The following is a 20,708-nucleotide window of genomic DNA, read 5'->3' as shown; positions in this document are numbered from 1 at the left end:
AGCCCCTTTCTCAGGACCGAGCCGACACCCGAGTGATCGTGCGTCCGGTCCGCTCCAAGGCGATCGCCAAGGCGTCGGCCAGGGTGGCCTTGGTGGTGACGCCGCCGAGATCGACGCCGAGATGCACGATGGTTTGCGCAATCTGAGGGCGAATCCCGCTGATGATACACTCGGCTCCCATGAGCCGGGCGGCGGTCACGGTCTTCAAGAGGTGCTGGGCCGTGAGCGTGTCGACCGTCGGCACCCCCGTGATGTCGATGATCGCCATCCCTGACCCCGTCTCGACGATCTTCTGGAGTAGGCTCTCCATCACGATCTGGGTGCGGCTGCTATCGAGCGTGCCGATCATCGGGAGGGCAAGGATGCCTTCCCAGAGCTTCACCACCGGCGTCGACAGCTCCAGCATCTCTTGCTGCTGACGCACAATGACTTCTTCACGCGACCGCTGATACACCTCGATCGTATAGAGCCCCAACCGATCGAGAAGCTCGGTGGCGGCCCACGTCTCTTCGGCCAGAGTCTGAGCGTCCTGAGCGAATTCCTGCCTCAGTCGCGCAAACAGCGGCTTTTTCAAGGAGAAGACGAACGCCGCCGTCTCCGAGGGGCTATAACCTTGCAGACCCCGACCGCGCGAGAGGCTGGCGAGCAACTCCCGCAGACCACTCCAGGCGGCTCCTTGGAGATCGCTCAGGTTCCCTTTCCGCGTGGCGTCCCTCAGGTGTTCGAGAAATCCTGTGCACTGATCGCGGAGTTCCGCTTCCCGGAGCGAGGTTCCCTTGGGAAGCCCCGCAACCTGCTCTTTGATCCACTCACTGAGCAGGCTCGCCTCATGTTTCGCGAGGATCTCTGGAAGGCGACTCTTGCCGATCTGGCTCATATCTCTTCGCTCCAGGCGTTTGCCGGGGCCGTCGCGTCGGCCTTGATTCTTAGCTCGACCCTACAGTGCTCTGCTCGAATCAACGAGCCGGACAGAGACCGCATCCCGACGAGACGTGAGGGGATCTCGGCGACGGAACTCCCGCCCGCAGTCTCAAAAGTGAAGCCTGGGAACCCGCACTGGAGGGGGTGGCTTGTCGCGAATTCGTCGCGGCGAAAGTGGTCCCCGATCGACTCCGCAGGTCTCGTTCCCCTTCGAGGAAGTGAGTATAACGGTTCGAAACCGCAACTGAACAGGGGTATCCGAACAAGAACCGATCCGTCTCGAGCGTCCCTTGTCGGTCCCGGAATAAGTTCCCAAGTGGAAAGAGACCACGCCGTGCCAGAGACGTTGCAATTGCAAGCCCAGGGCATCGGCCGGCGCGACCCCAGGAGTGGAACCTGGCTGTTGCGCGGAGTCGACCTCACGATCCCGCTCGGCGACCGAATGGCGGTGGTCGGGTCCTCCGGGGCGGGGAAGACCGTCTTGCTACGTGCCCTGGCGATGCTCGACCCGCTCGAAGAGGGGGCCATCGTCTGGCAAGGGAAGCCGGTCCAAGGCGACCGCGTGCCCGCCTTCCGCAAGCAGGTCGTCTACCTACACCAGCGTCCCGCGTTGTTCGACGGCTCCGTCGAGGCGAACCTGCGTCAGCCCTACGCCTTGAAAGTCCACCGGGACGCCCGCGCCCACTACGACGGCGAACGGGTGGCCGGCCTGCTCACCGCCCTGGGCCGCGACCGCTCCTTTCTGGAGAAGGGGCACCACGACCTCTCCGGAGGAGAGGGGCAGGTCGTCGCTTTGATCCGGGCCTTGCAGCTCGACCCGGCCATCCTCTTGCTCGACGAGGCAACCGCATCGCTCGACCGCACGACGTCCCGAATGGCCGAAGCGTTGCTCGAGCGCTGGCACGCCGAGGGCGCGGGCGGGCGGGCCCTCGTCTGGGTGACCCACGACCCGGACCAAGCCAGCCGAGTCGCCGAGCGTACCGTCGTCATCCAAGCAGGCCAGGTCGTTCCGGAGCCGCCCCGATGAAACCCCCTTATCTCGAGCTCTCGTACCTTCAGGTGGCTCTGGCCGCGAGCCTGATCCTGATCAACGGCGCGATCTCGGCCGCTCTGCGCCTCGGCCTGGGCCGCCGCCTGATCGTGGCCGCGTTCTGCACCGTCGTCCAGCTCCTGCTGATCGGCCTGGTGCTCCAGGGGATCTTCGGCCTGAATCGCTGGGAGCCCGTCATCGCCATCATGCTGATCATGACGGTGGTCGCCGGGTTCGCCGCCGTTCAGCGGACCCACCTGCGGTTCCCCGGCATCTGGCTCGCCAGCATCGTCTCCGTCGGGGCGAGCGCCTGGCTCATGGAGGCGATCGCCCTGTTCGGGGTGGTGCGGGTCGACCCGTGGTACTCACCCCACTACGCCATCCCCCTGCTCGGAATGATCCTCGGGAACACTCTCAACGGCATCTCCCTCGGCCTCGATCGGCTGGGCAGCGAGCTGGCCGCCCGCCGCACCCAGGTCGAGGCCCACCTCGCCCTCGGCGCCACCCGCTGGGAGGCCGCCCGCCAGCCGATTCAACAGGCGGTCCGCACCGGGATGATCCCGACCATCAACGCCATGATGGTCGTCGGCATCGTCAGCCTCCCCGGCATGATGACCGGGCAACTCCTCGCCGGGGTCGCGCCCATTGAGGCGGTCAAATACCAAATCGTCATCATGTTCCTGATCTCCTCGGCCACCGCGCTCGGGATCGTCGCCGTCGTGCTCCTGAGCTACCGCCGCCTCTTCACCACCGACCACCAGTTTCTCCACGGTCGGATCACCGAGAAACGCTAGGCCGAGGGTCGCGTTCTTCTCGATGATTTCCGGATCGCCGCGGGCCCAGGGGGGAGAAGAATTTCGTGTTCAACCCCCTACCATTTGGCGCGAGAGCCGATATGATGAAAGACGAGCTACTACGTTTGTCACACAGAAGAACACCCAGGTTTCCATGAGCCTTTCGAGGGATCGGCGATGAACCGGTCCTGCAACCGATTCATTCCAGGGGGTGGATCAGTGAGCACTCCGTCAGCTAAAGCAGACGGCTTCTTGGGCGACGCATGCCGGTGCTACGTTACCGCCCACTGGCCCGCTCCGGGCCAGCCAGCCCGCGAGGGCTGGGGTTCGCTTCGGGGCCGTCTCCCGACGGTCCATCGCGTAGAGGAGGTTGACCCCCGATTCTTGCACGGGTGGTTACGGCGAAGCCATCGGGACGAACAACGTATTCTCGGTTTACTTGATTTCACTTATTAACTCAAGGGCGGCGATTCCTCCGTTGCTTAAGAGCAACCTACGTTCCGCACATCTCTGGTTCATTATCTCCGAATTTCCGGCGGCCTGCAATTTCAGCGATCGTAGGCCGTCGCCATGCCAAGCAGGTTCAGAATCTGGCGTTGCAACTTGGAGAGCTCGGTCGTGAATTCCACTGGCGCTTGCCCCTCCACGATCAGCTGATGACGCTGCACCTCCTCGAACAAATCAATCACCCGACGTGCCGTCGGGCGATGGCACGCTCGACCTTCCGGGTACAGAGGCACACTCTTCACACCATCGCGTTTCATCGCCGCACGCAGTTCCCGCTCCAGCAGCGCCTCGGTCAACAGGGCCAAGAAATAGACGCAAAGCAGCGACTGGATCCGCCCCACGTTCTGCAGGTACACGGGAGCCACTTCGAAGTCTGTCTTGAGTTGCGAAAACCGCTTCTCGATTACCGGCTGACGCTTGTATGCTAATAGCAATTCTTCCTCAGTAAGCAATAACTCGTTGGTGATTAGGGGAAAGACACCGTCGACGCACATTTCCGCCGCGAGAGCAACATGGTCGATGCGGTAAGTCAATGCGATGCGAACGGTCTCCTCTTTCACGTAGCGCGTCTTGTCGTTGGGACGGCCACGCCCCTCCTGACGGTAAGTTTCCTCCCGTTTTTCCACGACTTCGACTGTGATCCACCGGGCCAAGTCCCGCGGCTCCAGGATGGCCGCGACCGCCTCCTTGACCTTTCCGAGTTGGCGATAGCGGCTACGCGGCGAGCTGAGTTTTAACCGCAGTTCCGACAACGCCAGCAACGCACGCTCCACTTGCTGATGACGTGATGATGCGTCGACTTCCGCTTTCCGTGTGCTGTGACACCAGATCAGACGGTAGCCCTCGGCACTGAGGGTCGCCTGGTCGGCCACGCTGTAGCGTTCCAGGAGAACTCCCTTCTCATCCCGCTTCTCATGGATCGGCTTCCAGGTCACCTGGTCCTGGTACAACAACGCGCGGAATTCGCCATCTTCGGAGCGGGTACGAGGCAGGATGCTCAGGAATCGGCCGCCGTGCTGGTGCAGGTAAGCCATGTTCTCGGCGGTGGCGAGCTTGCAGTCGGCCACATAGAGAAAGTCCCGTCGCCCGGTCAACTGGCACAGCAGGTCCCAGGTGGCACGATGAGTGCGGTCGTCGGTGGTATTCCCGCTTTCGACGCGGAAGTGAACCGGTACGCCGCCATCGCGAGTGACGGTCAGGACGTAGAGCAGTTGTTTGAGGTCAGGGCGATGATCCTTGTTGTGCCCCCAGGTAATGGCCTGGGTCTTCTGGCCCCGCATCAGGTCCTCTTGGGCCGCCTCGCGATAGTCGCCGTGGAAGGTGATTGTGGTCGAGTCGTTATGGAGTTCGTCCAATGCGACGTTGAACTCCGCCACGGCATGGGTGGCGACGGCCAGGGTGAACGAGGGGACATTGGCGTCGAAGAGTCGGTCGAGACAACGTCCGACGCGGTCGTCGTTCCAGTGGGGCAGTTGGGCCGGGGTCAGAGCGAACCACTCGGCGGGGTGGCGACTCGCCCATTGGCCGACGCCATACATGGGTTCACGGGAGACGAGAAGGTTCTTGAGCAAGAGAAGGAGGCCGGTGGAGGTGGCGATCTTTTGGCGGGCATCCTCGGGGGGAAGGTATTGGCGGAGGAAGTCATCCAGTCGAAGTCGGCGGATGATCCGATCGAGGATGGGAAGGGCGCCGAGCCGGAAGGACTTGAGGGACTGACCGCCGGTGTGGGCCGCCTCGCCGGGACTGAGATCGGGAGCGGGATTCGACTGGCGCGGTCGTTTTTGTTCTGGCATGGACCATGGCCTCGAGAGGGATCAAATCGTCCTCGACATGCCCGCGATTGGCGACAGGCGTCGGGTTGTGATTCCCGTCGGCATGATTGTCCGAGAGTCGAGCGGGTCAAGGTGGAAAATTTTGTTGACTTGCAGAAATAATTACGCCTTGACGTAAGTCTAGGCCCGCAAGACTTACGTCAAAAGCGAATCCTCAAGTTTGACTCCGAAAGGAGGCAGGGAACGGTTGGGACATTGCCTTGCATGGGAAACAAGCGAAGAATCGATGGGGAACGATCACGATGGGTTGGCGGGACGAGGAGGCGTGATGTGAGCAAGTCAGTGGCGGAGATCATGGAAGGAGCGGGTCGCGGGAGCCAATACATCAGCGTATGCCAGAAATAGCAGGAGGTGAAAATTCCGAGAAATTGCAGGCGAGATGTGCGGAACGTATGGAGCAACGGTCCCCTCGCCGTAATTTTATGGGCGAGTTGACAGGGGACGGTTCTGACATGCTCTTCGGCCAACTTCACGATCGTTCTCAACTCACGGAGGAGAACGATCCGGCCCTTTCACCTTTGCTCGATCCTTCCAACCAGGCTGGCCAGAAGACAACCCGGCGCGATTTCTTCCGGTACTCGAACCGTCAATTCATGATTCTGATCAGCACCCTCTCGCTTTGCTTCGCGGTCAACCGGCACAACAACATCGACGATCTCATCTTTATCCTTGGATTCATTATGAGTCCCACTTTTCTCTGGGGCCTGCTGATCCTCCTGGCGTTGCTGTTCATGGTCTGGAACCTCCGATAAATCCAAAGCCCGTCACAACGGCTCAATGACCGGTGCGACGAGCCACTTCACGACCGCTCGCTCTCGCAGAATGCGCTCAAAAGCGGGCGCGACCGCGAGTCCGAATTTTCATGAACGGATCTCTGACCTCAGGACCGGGCGACAGCCGTTCTGAGGAAAGACGCTGCGTGTCTATCTCAGATGCCGCCCCCAGAACTCGCGCAAGGTCGTCGCCCTTAAGATCCGTGACTTCCCCGTGGGAGGGCGAATCGGCGTCGGAGTCGGCAGAGAGACCTGAGCCTGACGCCGAGAACGAGACGACGGGAGCATCCATTCAATAAGCAAAGCGACCGGGATCGCCGCAATTCCAATGACAAGCATCGCCAGCCGACAGGCTTCTAAAGAAGTGGGCATGACTGGTCCCTCCAACAAGGGGAGGATGCTGATACCTTATCGTTGATTGTAAGCGATTCCCTTCAGTCGCGTCCAGACGTAAGAAATCACCAATGGATTATTCCACGCCGACTCGCACGAATTCCCGCATGCTCGGGTGCGGCGGAACGGAACGACGGGCCACCTACCCACGCGATGCGCGTGTTGACGCGAAGCCCGATGGCTCGGGAATGGTCGTTGCGCCTCGTCAAGGGTCGGTGTGAGGAATCCCTTTCCGAGCCCCCCAAAGATTTCAGATTCCAAGCCGCTGGGCACGGTTTCCCTTGCTTTTCTCAGAGACGGCCACAACCATGCCAATGCGGCTGGCGGGGTGCCATTGGGTTGGACTCAACCCGTGAGCCGCACCCAATTCCAAAGGAAGACCGGATCCAACGGCTCAGGAAGTCCAGGGACGCGACCAATGAATCAAATCCTCTTTACTCTTTGTGGATTGGCGGCAATGGGGTCCCCCTCAGAGCCACCGACTGGAAACGCGGTCATCCGCGCGAAGGCAGGGCCCTCGGAGATCGTCATTACGACGACGGAACGACTGGCCGGGGCGATTCACTCGGTCACGTGGGACGGCAAGGAGTTCATCGACAGCTTCGATCACGGGCGGCAGCTTCAGTCGGCGGCCAATTTCGACTGCGCGGAGCGGTTTTTCCCCGAAGTCTTTAACCCGACCGAGGCCGGATCAAACGTCGATGGCGCAGGCGAGAAGTCGTCAAGCCGGCTCTTGAAGCTGTCCGTGGACGGGCCGGAGCTCCGGACCACGACCCAAATGGCGTTCTGGCTGGCCCCCGGTGGAAAATCCGATGGGCACCCGGCGAAGAACGATCGGCTCTTGTCGGACCACCTGGTTTCCAAGCGGGTCCGGCTCGGCCATGGGGGCAACCCCCACGTGATCGAGTACGAAGTGACTTTCGTCATTCCCGAGGGGGAGCGGCACCACTATGCCCAGTTCGAGGCCGTGACCGGCTACATGCCGCCCGAATTCAGTCGGTTCTTGAAGTACGACGAGCCCACCCAGAAAATGGTTCCGCTCGACGACGGCCCCGGCGAGCAGGCGTCGCCCGTGGTCCTCACCACCCCAAGCGGCTCGCATGCGATGGGCGTCTTTTCGCCCGACCCCGCGCCGGGCTACGGGCGATTCCGGTTCGTGGCTGAGAAGGTCAATAAGTGGAACTGCGTCTTCCGGGTCCACGACCCCAAGGGAGTCAAGCCGGGCGCGTATCGCTACCGCACCTTTGTCGTCGTCGGCACCCTCGAGGACGTCCGAAGCTCCCTCGGCAGTCTCCGCCAAGAATTCCAGAGGCCCTGAGCCTCCCGAATTCCATGGACCGCCCCTCGTTTTTTGCAGCCGCGATGGGCTGCAAAAAACGACGAATCAAACCCGCACGCGATCACATCGTCATTCAAACAAGCGAATCACCCCGTGACGATCTTCTTGTAGGCTTCGCCCTCGTTCAGGGTCGGCCGTTCCGGACGGCCTTTGTATTTGAAAACGAGGCCCATGTGATCGAGGCCCAGCAAGGAGAGGATCGTCGCGTGGAGGTCGTGGATGTGGAGCTTGTCCTGGACCGCGTGCAGGCCGAGCTCATCGGTCGCGCCGATGACTTGGCCTCCCTTCACGCCGCCGCCGGCCATCCACATGGTGAAGCCGGTGGGGTTGTGGTCGCGGCCGTCGCTTTTCTCCGAGGTTGGTGAACGGCCGAACTCTCCGCCCCAGATGACCAGGGTTTCGTCGAGCAGACCGCGTGACTTCAGGTCCTTGAGCAGGCCGGCCACGGGCTTGTCCATCGACAGGCAGAGCTCGGCGTGGTTCTTCTCGATGTGGGCATGGGCATCCCACTCGCTCCCCGCGCCATGGTAGAGCTGGACGAACCGGACGCCACGCTCGACCAGGCGCCTTGCCATGAGGCAGAGGCCCCCGAAAGGGGCCGTCTCCGGCCGGTCCATGCCGTAGAGCGCCTTGGTCGCGGCGCTCTCCCGGGCGAGATCGACCGACTCGGGTGATTCGGCCTGCATGCGGAAGGCCAGCTCATAGCTCGCGATCCGCGCTTCCAGCTCGGTCTGCCCCGGGTGTTCCGACGCATACTGATGATTAAGCTGGTTTAAGAAGTCGACTTTCCCATGCTGCTCGGCTTCGGTCACGCCTCGAGGGGTGTTCAGGAAGGGGATCGGTTCCGAGCCCCCTTGAATCCGGACCCCTTGATAGACCGCCGGCATGAAGCCAGCCCCCCAGTTCCGTGGGCCGTTGACGACCGAGCCCGGCCGGTCCTGCATCACCACGAACGACGGCAAGTTTTGATTCTCGGTCCCGAGTCCGTAACTGACCCAGCTCCCCAGCGAGGGGCGGCCACCGAGAATCGAACCTGTGTTCATCTGGCAGACGCCCGCTGAGTGGTTGATGCCATCAGCCCAGCACGAGCGGATCACGGCGAGGTCGTCCGCGCACCCGCCGATGTGCGGGAGCCAGTCGGAGACAGGCAGGCCACTCTGTCCGTACTTCGTCCAGCGGCGGCGCGGCGGCAGCAGCGGCGCCCCATACTCGCCCATTGCCGTGATCACTTCTCCAAAGCTCTTGGGGATGGGCTGGCCCGCCAACTTATCCAGAAGCGGCTTGGGGTCGAACAGGTCGAGGTGGCTCGGCCCCCCCTCCATGAACAGGAAGATCACGCTCTTCGCCTTCGCGGCGAAGTGGGGCGGTTTCCGCGTGAGCGCCGAGACCGGCCCCGATCCGTGCTTCGACCCGACCGGCCCGGCCGTCGCGGAGGCGTGCAGCAAATCGAGCAACGGCAAGGCGCCGAACCCGGCGCCGCTACGGAGCAGGAACTCACGGCGCGATTGGGGCCGCTCGTGATGGGGGATGCGAATATTGGCCTTCGTTTCCGCGTCTCTCATGGATCCCGATATCCCGGAAAGAGCTAAGCAGGTGGACCTGGTCTTCCGTTTGTCTTGTGCATGAGGAGGCAAGGCTGCGGTCATCCCTCAGAAAATCAAGGATAACCGTGACCATCAGCTTAGTCGACGTAGAGAAATTCGCTCGAGTTCAGCAGCACGTGGCAAAAGTCCGCAAGTGACGAGCGCCTCAGATCCCCTTGATTCGAGGCGCGGTTCGGCAACCGGAGGTCGAGGCCGTGGCCCGTCGAGTCGCAGAAGACGCCCGGTTTGGCCTCGAACCGCCAAAAGCCCAACGTATGAGAGTTGAGTTTCTCGTTGTTACAGAGCAAGTCGTTCACCGCCACCGGGTTGTCGGAGAGACGCACCTCATCGATCAGACCGTCGAAGCCATGATCCGTCCTGCCCCACTGGCCGCCAATGCTAAGGGGCCTGGTGTTATCAAAGCCTCCCACGATGTCATGCGCGACCTTCGTGACCCGAAGTGGCTCATCATCATCCGAGAGATCCTTGAGGTAGAACGTGACCAGGCCAGGACCTTTGTTCGCGAGCTGGACCGTCACCGCCGCATAGTAGGGCCGCCCAAGCTGGATCGGCTGTTCCGAGTAGACCGTCTCCGTCTCGAAGCCTCGCCCCTTCTCGACGCCGAGCAGATGCAACACCAAGGTTTGCGGACTGCGCGGTGAACCGCGGCCGGTGACTCCGAACGACCATCCCGGCTGCTTCTCGTCGCCATCCCACTTGGCGACGATCGTCCGCATCGAGTCGCCCTCGAGCACCGAGCGGACGAGGATCGTGGCTTCCAGAGTGAAGTCACCCGTGTTCAGCGGAGCGCGGTGCGGGACGTCCAGCCGGCGCTGGGGTCCCTCGGGAGTCAGAACGGCGGCCTGGCCGTCGCCCTCGGGAATGCAGCCTTGAAGGAAGAGCGCGTTGGTGGCGCTGGCGACCTTCGGGTCGATCCGGAGCGCTTGCTCGCGGAGAAATCGCAACGCGGAGGATTTCTCTTCGGGGGCGGGCAACCGGCCGAAGGCAAGCTGGTAGGCGGCGTCGACCAGGCCCTCTCCGCCCGAGGGCGCCTCCCACTCCAGACGCGCGGCGAAGGCTTGGGAGCGGGTCAGCATCGGCGGACTATTTAGGAGGAAGAGCGATTGCAACGGGGTGGTCGTCGTGTCCCGCGCCGGCGCACTCGTGAAGAAGAGCGGAAGGTCGAACGCATCAAGCAGCGGGTCGCGCGTGTTGCGCATCATCCGGGTATAGATCGAACGTCGCGGTTCGCTGCTATCCACGCAGGGCCCGCCCGCCGTCAGGTCGAGTTCGCCGGTCACGGCCAACGCGGCGTCGCGGATCTGTTCCGCGTCGAGTCGGCGGGTATTCCCGCGCCAGTAGAGCCGATTCTCGGGATCCTTGAGCCGGCAGAATTCCGCCTTGGGGTGGATGAACAACTCCCGATACGTTGCCGAAGTCAGGATCATCCGGTGGAGTCGCTTGAGGCTCCAGCCTTCCCGGACGAAGCGGGTGGTGAGCCAGTCGAGCAACTCCGGATGGGTCGGCGCTTCTCCCAACCGGCCGAAATCGCTCGAGTTGGCCGCCAGACCGCGGCCGAAGTGGTACTGCCAGATCCGGTTGACGATCACGCGGGTGGAGAGCGGGTTGTCCGACCGCGTCAGCCAGCGGGCCAGCGCGGCACGTCGGCCCGTGGAGTTCGGCACATTGGGGAGCGGCTCGATCGTCGCCGGCCCTTCGTCGAGGATCGACAAGAACCCGGGCGCTACGGGTCCGCTCTTCCGTTTGGGAATGAAGAGCGGCGGAGATTCCGGACCAACGTCGGTGACGACCGGGGGAGTTGGCAGCGGCTCCGGCTTCTCACGGTCAAACGCGGCGAGCCGCTGCCGGAGCGCTTGCAGTCGTGTCTTTTCCTCCCCCTTGATCCAGCCCTCCAGCCGACCCGCCTCGTAGATCACCAGGCGGCGGTCGACTTGATCCCCGAGCTGCTGCTCCAGGGGCGTCCGCTGGGCGACCGGCTTCCTGACCAGTTCCTGGATCTCCGCCGGATAGGACTCGATCGCCTCCTGGGCGGCCCTCTTACGATAGCTCGACTCAATCTTGGCGATCTGCTCGCGGAGATCCGCGGTCTTCGCCTCCCAGGCCGCGAGCTCGGCACGATACCGATCGATCTCGACCGGCGGCGCCGCCGGCAGGTCCTCGCGTGGCAGCATGGGGGCGAAGAACGACTGCAAGCGGTAGTAATCTTTTTGGAGGATCGGGTCGAACTTGTGGTCGTGGCAACGGGCGCACTGGATCCCCAGGCCGAGCATCACGTCGCCGGTCGTATCGGTAATATCGTTGAGCAGGAGCGCCCACTGCCCGCGCACGTCGGGGTTGTTGGACTCGTAGATCCCGTGCCGAAGGTAGCCGGTCGCGATCAGGGCGTCGGGGTCGTCGGGGTAGAGCTCGTCGCCGGCGACTTGTTCCCGAACGAAACGGTCGTAGGGCTTGTCGGCGTTCAACGACCTGACGACGTAGTCTCGGTAGAGCCAGACGTTGGGCCGGTAGTGGTCGAGTCGATAGCCGTCCGAATCCGCGTACCGAACCAGGTCGAGCCAATGTCTCGCCCAGCGCTCGCCATAGTGCCGTGAGGCCAGCAGCCGATCGACCACCCGTTCGTAGGCGTCCGGCGCCTTGTCTGATAGGAAGGCGCTGATCTCCGCGGGAGTGGGCGGCAGGCCGATGACGTCGAACGTGGCACGGCGGATGAGCGTGGCCCTGTCCGCTTCGGGGGCGGGGGACAATCCGGCATCCCGTAGACTGCGCCAGACGAATCGATCGATCGGGTTCCGCGACCAGTGGTCGTTCGGGTCTTCGCGGACTTGCGGATCACGGACCGGCTGAAACGACCACCAGGCCCGGTCCTCGTCACTGAAAGCGCCAACACGCCCCGGCTTCGGATTCTTCTCGGCGGTCTGACTTGCCGAGCTGGCCAACCGCTCCGCGGGGGAATCCGGCCAGAAGGCGCCGGCTTTCACCCAACTCACCAAGACCGCGACCTGACGGTCCGAGAGCCGTCCCGAAGGGGGCATCTCGAGCGACTCATAATGCACCGCCTCAATCATGAGACTCTGGTCGGGCTTCCCGGGCACGACGGCGGGGCCGGAGTCGCCTCCGGCCAGCACCGCGGCCAGCGAGTCGAGCCGCAAGCCACCGCTCTGCTTCTTCGCCCCGTGGCACTTGAAGCAGTTCTCGACCAGGATCGGGCGCACTTCCCGCTCGAAAAAACGGGCCTGCTCCTCCGCGGCATTCCCGTCGGTTCCGCCCAAAGCCAGCGGCAGCGCAACGAGCAAGGCGACCCCGACGCGAAGCCGACGGCCGCCGGCGCCACTTCGAACGAGCAGACTCGCAGTCGATTCGTACCGACCCGCGGTCGGAGCATGGGAAGAGATGCCTTCCATAGAACCCCGTGAGCTATTCGCGTTTTAGGGATAGATCTTCCGAAACAATCGACAGTCAAAGGAGTGAGAGCATCTCCCCATTCTCGCTCGAACCCAAGGGGAGGATGCTCAAGAGGCAGCACGGCGAATCACACAGATTCGGTTCGACCTTGGCGGACCGGCGGAGCGAGCCCGACCGCCAAGCGACGGTGGCCCACGACCCGCCTCGATTCGTCGTTGACACTTTCCTGATCCAGGCTGGACACGCGTTGCGGTCGAGTCGAGCTTATTGCGGCGAACCCCGGTGCGCGGCCCCATTTGCTTGGCGGGATCGTGGATACGGCGAACCGATCCGAACGAGGTCTTCTCTTCGCGGCTCACTGACTAAGCTAAGGTCGAGTGGGCCTCGATCAATGCAGCCCATCTCCAGTACGAAGGGATGGCCCGACACGTCGAAGCCCACGTTCAATTTCAATCAGACCGGTCTCAATCAGTCACGGATTCCGGGCATCCCTGGAGATTCATTCCCCGTCTTGGCGCCAACTTACCCCGAAGCGGAAGCGCTCCGGCACGACTTGGATAAGCAGTCCAGATGGAGGGGGAACGTCGTTAGACTAAGTTAACAGCAGACACGGTTCCAAAGAAAGTTAAATACAATCCGAGCCACTCATTTTTCGGAGGGCGGGCGGGACGGCAAAGTATCGAAGCCTGCTTGACCGCCCCCCCTCCCAAGCCTGATACTCGAGCCATCAGGTAGCCGGTGCTCGGTTGAGGGTAAGATCCTCGACATGCGTGGTTCGACTCCGCGGCCTGGTATCCGACCGATCGGCCCCCAGCCCGGAGTCCCGGCGCCGAAGGTTTCCGGATCAAACTTTCGGACGAAGGAGCTCCCCGGAACGGGTGACCACTTCCGAAAACAGGGTCATCCCATCCGCCTTTCCGGCTCGCCACCTCCCCAGTCAGCCAGATCGACGGTGAAACCCTAGTCCTCTCAATACGCCCCGCGCGAACGGGCGAAGCCGAGTCCCCCCCTCGACACTGGATCACTTGATTGGAAGGGCCCAGGCCCCGTACACTCTTCGAGATCGACTTGAGTCGGATTGAGCCCGGCGGAGTGGTCTCGTTTTGTCCTCCTTTTTTTCTATTCTCGCGGGAGCCTGCGGATGACGGAATCGATCGGCACGGTCGACGCCAACCCGTTGCGGCAGAACTTGCCAAGGGCACGGGTCCCTGACCCCTGCGCGGTGGTCCTGTTCGGCGCGACCGGCGACCTGACGCACCGCAAGCTCGTGCCGGCGCTCTACCACCTGGCGCGTGGGGGTAACCTCCCGTCCGAGTGCGCGATCGTCGGCGTGGCCCGGAGAGACTGGACCGACGAACAGTTTCGCGGGGAACTCGAAAAGAGCCTCTCCCAGAATGGCGACCCGGACTTCGCCGAGTTCTGGCCCCAGTTCGCCACCCGGCTCGCGTTCAGCTCAGGCACGTTCGACGACCCGCAGACCTACATCCGGCTCAAAGAGCGACTCGATCAGCTCGACGTCTCGCACGGGACCCGCGGCAACCGGCTCTACTATCTGGCCGTCGCTCCCGAGTTCTTTTCGACGATCATCGAACAGCTCGGCAACGCCGGGCTCGTCTATCCGAGCCGCCAGGAGTCTCCCTGGAGCCGGGTGGTCATCGAAAAGCCGTTCGGCCACGACCTCGCCAGCGCCCGCGAGCTCAACCGCGACGTCACGAGCGTGCTCGACGAGAGCCAGGTCTACCGGATCGACCACTACCTGGGCAAGGAGACGGTTCAGAACATCCTCGCACTTCGGTTCGGCAACGCCATCTTCGAGCCGATCTGGAATCGGCGGTACGTCGAGTCGGTCCAGATCACCGTATCCGAAGAGCTCGGCATGGCCGGAGGGCGGGGGGGCTACTACGATAACTCGGGTGCGCTCCGCGACATGGTCCAGAACCACCTGATGCAGTTGCTCTGCCTCGTGGCGATGGAGGCCCCGGTGAATCTCTCGGCCGACGCGGTCCGCAACGAGCGCGTCAAGGTGCTCGAGGCATTGCCGCACTGGACCCCCGAGGATGTGGCCAAGAACGTGGTCCGCGGCCAGTACGTCGCCGGGTCGATCGAGGGGAAGGAAGTCCCGGGCTACCACGACGAGAAGGGGGTGAAGCCCGACTCGAAAACCGAGACCTACGTGGCCGTGCGGACGACCCTAAACAACTGGCGCTGGGCGGGCGTGCCATTCTATCTGCGGACCGGTAAGCGGCTCCCCAAGCGGGCCTCGGAAATCGCGATCCAGTTCCGCCAGCCGCCGACGACCTTGTTCGAGGTGGATAGCGACGAGGCAGGGGGGGCGAACCTGCTCGTGCTCCGGATCCAGCCGAACGAAGGTGCCAGTCTCGCCTTCCAGGCCAAGGTGCCCGCCTCGAGACGCAGGCTCCAAGAGGTCCGGATGGACTTTCGCTACGGCACCGCGTTCGCGGTTGCGCCGCCCGAGGCCTACGAACGGCTCTTGCTCGACGTGATGCTCGGCGACCCGACCCTCTACACCCGGACCGACGCCGTCGAGAGCGCCTGGCGGTTCTGCGACGCGATCCTCGACGCCTGGGCCCGACCCGACGCGCCGCCGCCGGCCCCGTACGTGGCCGGAAGCTGGGGTCCCGAAGCGGCCGACGCGCTCATCACGGGCGAGCACTCCGGTTGGCGCCGGCTTTGATTTGAGGGGTGGGAATCCGTCCCCCTTTTTTTCTCGCTCTCCTTCTTAAAATTAACGTGTCGGGACGCGACGTCGAACGACCCAGGGCCTCACTCAATCAAGGGCGAACCAGATGGCTGAGACATCGTCCGACGCATTCCTGAACGGTGAAGGGATCCCCGTCGACCTCCACAACATCGAAACCGAACTGCTTCGGCTCTGGGGCCCCTCCGCCGACCGCGCGGGGGGCCCCGACCTGGAGAGCCCGCACGTCACGCGGGTGGTTCTGGCGAACCTGGTCGTCGAGGGGCGCGAGGCCAATGCGCCCGGCCTCAAGCAGGTGCTCGATGAAGTGACCTCGCAGTACCCGTGCCGGACGATCGTGCTCCGGAGAACCGAAGGGACGGACCGCACGATCACCGCCGAGGTCTCCGCGCTCTGCTACATCCCCGCGCCCGGGCTCCCGCAAGTCTGCAGCGAGCGGATCGTCCTCCACGGCGGGCCGCAAGCGACCAACCTCCTGCCGGGGGCGGTCCGCCCCTTGCTCGAAGCCGACCTGCCGTTCATCCTGTGGTGGACCGACGACCCAAGGCTCGATGAGCCCTTGTTCCGGAACCTGGCCGACGAGTGCTCGCGGCTGATCCTCGACCTCCCCGACCCGGGCGCCGACCTCGCCGCCATCCGCCTCGGGCTCGACCCCAAAATCAACGCCTACAGCCGCGACGCCGTCTGGTTCGGTCTCACCCGCTGGCGCGAGCTGGTCGCGCAGTTCTTCGACCTTTCCTGTCATCACGAGTCCCTGAAGCGGATCGATTCGCTCCGGATCGAGGCCCTGGCGCCAACCCACGAGGTTCCCCCTCGCCTGGCCGTCTGGTTGGCCGCCTGGCTGGCGGGTCAACTCGGCTGGAAGCCCCTGGGGAACCCCACGCACTCCCCCGGCCACCTCCGCGCCCAGTTCCAGGGCCCCGCGGGCGAAATCGCCGTCGAGATCCTCACCGAGGTCGACTCGACCGCTCCGCGCGCCCAACTCCTCGCAACCACTCTGACCACCCAAGGTCCCGACGGTCCCGAAAGTTTCCGTCTCGAGCGGCCCTCGCCCCAGTCGGCAGAGGTCCACATCAAGATCCACTCCTCCGCCTACTGCAACCTACCTCGGATCGTCCGCTCTCCCGAGATCGAACCCGCGCGGCGGGTGGCCGCCGCCCTCCAGGCCTCACGCTCCGACCCCACGTTCGACCACGCCCGCCCCCATTTCTTCTGGCTGATGGAACAACGGTAGCCGGGTCAACTTCGCTCGCCTCAAAAGGCGAGCGGAAGCGTGGACCTGGTCCTTTTTTTTTGCATTGAATCATGTACAAACCCTGGGTGCCACAGGTTGGATCTAGCCCGTGAGCCAAAAACCCGGGCGATCGTTGACGGGTTGATTCCAACCCGTGGCACCCAACGTCGATTACTGATGCCTCATCCTACTGCACTCATGTGCTTGTTTAGCAAGGCTTTCTGTTCCTGAGTCAGGGTGTGGAGCACAGGCGGTTTCGGCGGCTTATGCGGTTTGCGACGAGGCCACTTGCGTGTGGCTTTCGGGCTCTTCTGCTTCCGGCACCCGGCGCGGCAGCCCGCGAGTCGCTTGTGGTAACACTTGGCCTTGGGTTTCACGGCCGCGTCGATCTCCTTGCGGATCTCGATCAGAACTTTGCGGGGGCTGATCACTGGGCCATCGGTCGCCGACGCCGACGCCGACGCCGGCCGAAGCGCCAGGTCGGCATGCGCCAGGAGGATCTGCGTGGCCAGCAGTGACAACTCGGCCTCGCGATGCACCAAGGCCACCGTGCGGCTAGCGAGTTTCAATTTATTGATTATACGCTTGTATGTGCGAAATAGTCCTTCATTACGCCATCTCCAGCGGTAGAATTTGGCGGCCGTCGCCGCCGACATCCGGGCTGGGTCGAGGACGTCGGTCAGGAGCCAGACGTCGCGTTTGACCGACCCCTTACCCTTGCCCTTGGCCGGGATCCGGATCAAGCGGCATTGGATCGGCGCTTCCCCTTTCTTCTGGACATAGTTCGGCCAGTACAAGACAGGGCCTTCGGTCCAATCCTCCAGGTTCGCCACTTCGAGGGTGTAGAGGTCGACCCGCGACGACATCCGGAACAGGAACGATCGCTTGACACCGAGGATCGCCCGGACCAGATCGAAGCCCATATAAGCGGCGTCGCAGACGATCAGGGCCTCGGGCGAGAGGGTGGCGAGCAAGTGCCTCAAATGCTCTTGCTCGGCCGCGGTGCCCGGGCCGAGTCGCCACGACCAAAGCAGTCCCGTGGGCAAGTGGACGAACGCCGTCAGCCAGACGTTGGGGGCCGCGTCGTTCTTGCCGGCCTGCCCGAGTCCCCGTTCCAACTCGGGGGTGCGGGGGCACTCGATCCGCGAGCCGTCGCAGCCCATCGGCTCGAAGCCGTCGACAATCCGCCGCGACCCCAGTCGGGCGTGGATCTGTTGCCGAACCCCCGCGGCCAACGCCCTGAGTTGTCGCATGGGGACGCGTCGCATCGCTTTCTGGAAGCCGACGAGGGTCTTTCCCGGGCGTCTTCGCGACTCATGGCAGGCGACGTAGTATCCCCGGGCCTTCTCAAACCTCTCGGACTCGGAGTCGCCGGTGGCCCAGGTCATGGCGAGCATGACCACGACCAGTGGCTGGAGATCCCACCGCGGCGCCGACCGCCTTTGAGGAACAACCCCTCGGGCTTGCTTCCAGACCGTCGGGGTGAGAAACTGTCGGACATAGCCGATCAACGACTGCGGTTGCTGCAAGCCTTGCAGCGTCCGAGCTGCCTTCATCGCCGTTCTTCCTCAATCCAGGTGAGTGCCGGTTGCTAGCCGCACCCATCATGACGAAGAACGGCGATTTTTTGCCCCCCCTTCTCTCGAACGAACCGCAGCCACGGAGCGGCAGTAATTCTCTGGTCCGGTGAGAGTTACATCCGTTGTTGACGACGCCGAGTTACTGACGTTGCGTGGCACCCAACGGCGATTCCAGCCCCGCGGTCACCGATCAGAAAATCAAAGAGAACCGAGACCAGTGGCTTAGCCCGGAGATTTCACCCGATCTCCGATAATCGGATGATCGTATCGAACACCCTCGCGCGGAGAGCCGTGATTGCAAGCATCAGGGGGGGGTGAGGTCGCTTAACCTCCGAGGCACGTACGGTTTGATCGCGTAATCGTTGCGATGGCTTTCGGCGAGGTTCGCTTTTTCGATGAGCGCCGCACGAGTCAACGGGGTTTCCCATTTTGCAAGCTGCTCCTCCGTCGGAACAAGCGGTGGTCTCGGAGGATCGGGTTCTACGACTGTCCATGGGGCTGAAGCCGCTTTCGTGTACTTCTTCTCGAGATCGCCATAATATCGGGCCTGTTCGGATAGCCAGGCCCTGTTCTCCGATTTGGGCTGATTTTTGAGGCTCATTTCAAACGCCTTACGAAATATTGCATTTGAATCGGCCTTTGCTGCGTAGCGAGCTCTGGCACGCTCGAGTTTCGCTATTTTCTCCGATATTCTCATGTACGAGCAAACGGCGACAGCCGACAAGGCAACCAGCAGCATCAGAGTGGCGACGCCAAATCGGGCATGCCGCTTCGCGAGCAAGAATCGTCCCATCGCGAGTCCTTCCTTGTTTTGCCACGAGAACAAGGCAGCAAACAGGGACATAGCAATAGTGTTCGGCACTCCGTTTGCTGTGGGGGGGGGCGATCCGAGCAACGGCAAGCCGGCAACCCGGGGAACTCCCCCTCAGAGCGTTTCACACGACCCTGTGGGGCGGGCGGGGGACCTGCGGCCCCAGTGGGCACGAGCTTTCGGCTTTGCTGGGGGAGGGACAGGGAGCTCACGCTCCCCACTTGCCTTTCGCACAAGCGAAACCAGCCACCAGGCCAGCGCATGCTCGCCTCCCAGGCGAGCGGGGAGCGTGAGCTCCCTGTCTTCCTGAAGCGAGGAAGCCTGGCCGACACGGCCGCCCCGCAGAGGCGTGCGGGACGTTCTCGGTGACCTGGGGCGAGCCGACGACTCGGGTGAACTACAAACCACCGCGCAGCAGCGAACACCGCGGACTTGGGAGTCGAGCCGCGGGCACTACGTCTCTTCAGATTTTAATTTACTAATATGGTCCAAGAGTTCCTCAAGGCTCGCCCAGCCTGCGAAGTACAGACAGATCATCTCGTAAGACCGGAGCGTCGGCTTGCGGCCCGTCCACAGGCTGATCAGCAGACACGCGATGATCGCGCAGTACGCCTGGATCTCGATCCCCTTGGGATGCGTACTCAGCAGGTGGCGACAGCCGAGCACGTGCTTGAAAAATCTAAAGAAGAGTTCAATTGTCCACCTGTGTCGGTAGATGTCAGCGATCACCTCGGCGGGAACATCCAGGAGGTTCGTGGCGATCCGCAGCACGCCGTCGCTGGGAGGACCGGCCGTGCCCCCTTTGCGGCCCCCACGCTTGGTGTGGGGCGTCGTTTTCACCAGAATCACCCGCACCCGATGGGCCGGCCGCTCGTCGGGCTTCTTGGCGGCGCCGAGGTCCACGATGAAGTCGCGGAGGACGTCGGCAGCCGCGGCTGTCGCCGAGACCGGGCGCTCTTCGATGACCGCATTGAGGTTGCTGTTGTCGCGGATGCGGCAAACATAGCTGCTCCCCGCGGCCACGATGTCGTTCCAGAGGGTGAACTGGGCATACCAACGGTCCAGGACGTAGCAGTGGTCGGACTGCAAGGCGGCGCGGAGTCGGTTCTTCTCGTCGTTATGGCCACTGTTGGCAGCGGCGCTGACCTCGATCCGGGTGGGGACGTGGCGGTCGATGGCGAAGTGGGTGTGGAGTCGCCAGCCGCTGTGAGAGCCGCCGTTCTTGTCGTTCATGAAGGCGGCCTCGGCGATGGTCTTGAGCGTCTTGACCACGCTGCCATCGACGGCCGTCAGGGCATGGGCGAGGTGGCCGCCGCGCACGTCGCGGACGGGCTTCACTTCGGCGGCGAGGGACTCGATGATGCCGCGCAGCCGCTCGGGTTCGAAGACCTCGACGGCCTCGGAGAGCGACCCCAACGAGGCCCGGGCGCAGCCGAGCTTGCGCTGCACGTTGTTGAGTGTGCTCGCCTGTTGCAAGGAGCGCAAGGAACGGAGGACTGGGTTGAAGAGGAAGAGTAAGACGAGCATGCAATACTGATCGTAATGCAGGCTGCGATTACCGGACCTGTCGCGTTGGCAGCCGACATCGTGGAGTTGGTCGAGCAGCGGCAGTAACCGCTCGACGTACTTCAACCCCTGGATATCTCGGGGTTTCAGAGGTTTTGCTGAGCGTTTTGCCATTCCCAAGGCCCTGCCAAAATGACGGCAAGATGCACTTGAGTGGAGAAGGCGCAAATTCTGTGCCGAAAGTCCTTGCGAAATCCCCGTTT

The 20,708-nt window shown here is 63.1% G+C and carries 13 protein-coding genes; 6 read left to right on the top strand and 7 right to left on the bottom strand.

Annotation, left to right across the window (positions count from 1 at the left end; translation table 11 throughout):
• Window positions 1-10: 10 nt before the first annotated feature.
• Entirely contained in the window at window positions 11-877 is an 867-nt protein-coding gene (locus BUS42_RS23555; protein ID WP_074310201.1) for an STAS domain-containing protein, read from the bottom strand.
• 378 nt (window positions 878-1,255) lie between these two features.
• Here BUS42_RS23555 and BUS42_RS23550 point away from each other — a divergent pair, with 378 nt between their 5' ends.
• Both BUS42_RS23550 and BUS42_RS23545 read left to right on the top strand, forming a co-directional pair.
• The gene (locus BUS42_RS23550) at window positions 1,256-1,948 is read left to right on the top strand and encodes an ABC transporter ATP-binding protein (RefSeq protein WP_173878252.1); all 693 of its coding nucleotides are present in this window, start codon (window positions 1,256-1,258) and stop codon (window positions 1,946-1,948) included.
• Entirely contained in the window at window positions 1,945-2,745 is an 801-nt protein-coding gene (locus BUS42_RS23545; protein WP_074310197.1) for an ABC transporter permease, read from the top strand. The genes BUS42_RS23550 and BUS42_RS23545 overlap by 4 nt, the downstream gene beginning before the upstream one ends.
• A gap of 548 nt (window positions 2,746-3,293) precedes the next feature.
• Here the strand turns inward: BUS42_RS23545 and BUS42_RS23540 are convergent.
• The gene (locus BUS42_RS23540; protein WP_083670021.1) at window positions 3,294-5,045 is read right to left on the bottom strand and encodes an IS1634 family transposase; all 1,752 of its coding nucleotides are present in this window, start codon (window positions 5,043-5,045) and stop codon (window positions 3,294-3,296) included.
• A 491-nt stretch (window positions 5,046-5,536) separates the two neighbouring features.
• Between BUS42_RS23540 and BUS42_RS23535 the strand changes: the two genes are divergently transcribed.
• On the top strand, window positions 5,537-5,836 hold the full coding sequence (locus tag BUS42_RS23535; protein WP_143206448.1) for a hypothetical protein: 300 nt from the start codon (window positions 5,537-5,539) through the stop codon (window positions 5,834-5,836).
• A gap of 871 nt (window positions 5,837-6,707) precedes the next feature.
• Entirely contained in the window at window positions 6,708-7,568 is an 861-nt protein-coding gene (locus BUS42_RS23530; protein WP_254053692.1) for a hypothetical protein, read from the top strand.
• Between the two features lie 107 nt (window positions 7,569-7,675).
• Here BUS42_RS23530 and BUS42_RS23525 read toward each other — a convergent pair whose 3' ends face one another.
• Window positions 7,676-9,151 carry a DUF1501 domain-containing protein gene (locus BUS42_RS23525; protein WP_074310193.1) on the bottom strand — a complete coding sequence of 492 codons (1,476 nt, stop codon included), beginning with the start codon at window positions 9,149-9,151 and terminating at the stop codon, window positions 7,676-7,678.
• A gap of 119 nt (window positions 9,152-9,270) precedes the next feature.
• A complete protein-coding gene (locus tag BUS42_RS23520) occupies window positions 9,271-12,594 on the bottom strand; it encodes a DUF1549 domain-containing protein (protein WP_083670454.1) in 3,324 nt (1,107 codons plus the stop codon).
• Window positions 12,595-13,736: 1,142 nt separating this feature from the next.
• Between BUS42_RS23520 and zwf the strand changes: the two genes are divergently transcribed.
• Both zwf and BUS42_RS23510 read left to right on the top strand, forming a co-directional pair.
• Window positions 13,737-15,290, top strand: coding sequence for a glucose-6-phosphate dehydrogenase (gene zwf / locus BUS42_RS23515; RefSeq protein WP_074310191.1), 1,554 nt, complete (start codon window positions 13,737-13,739; stop codon window positions 15,288-15,290).
• 112 nt (window positions 15,291-15,402) lie between these two features.
• Entirely contained in the window at window positions 15,403-16,548 is a 1,146-nt protein-coding gene (locus BUS42_RS23510; RefSeq protein ID WP_074310189.1) for a glucose-6-phosphate dehydrogenase assembly protein OpcA, read from the top strand.
• 182 nt (window positions 16,549-16,730) lie between these two features.
• Here the strand turns inward: BUS42_RS23510 and BUS42_RS23505 are convergent, their stop codons facing one another.
• From BUS42_RS23505 to BUS42_RS23495, 3 genes are all read right to left on the bottom strand, one after another.
• Window positions 16,731-18,104: a transposase gene (locus tag BUS42_RS23505; RefSeq protein ID WP_074307590.1), complete on the bottom strand. Its 1,374-nt coding sequence runs from the start codon at window positions 18,102-18,104 to the stop codon at window positions 16,731-16,733.
• 328 nt (window positions 18,105-18,432) lie between these two features.
• Window positions 18,433-18,921, bottom strand: a complete 489-nt coding sequence (locus tag BUS42_RS23500; RefSeq protein ID WP_143206447.1) for a hypothetical protein — start codon at window positions 18,919-18,921, stop codon at window positions 18,433-18,435.
• 471 nt (window positions 18,922-19,392) lie between these two features.
• Window positions 19,393-20,619, bottom strand: coding sequence for an IS4 family transposase (locus tag BUS42_RS23495; protein WP_074304436.1), 1,227 nt, complete (start codon window positions 20,617-20,619; stop codon window positions 19,393-19,395).
• Between the last annotated feature and the right edge of the window lie 89 nt (window positions 20,620-20,708).

The sequence above is a fragment of the Singulisphaera sp. GP187 genome, assembly GCF_900129635.1.
In the GTDB taxonomy this organism is placed as follows: Bacteria; Planctomycetota; Planctomycetia; order Isosphaerales; family Isosphaeraceae; genus Singulisphaera.
This window is presented reverse-complemented; position numbering and strand designations above follow the sequence as displayed.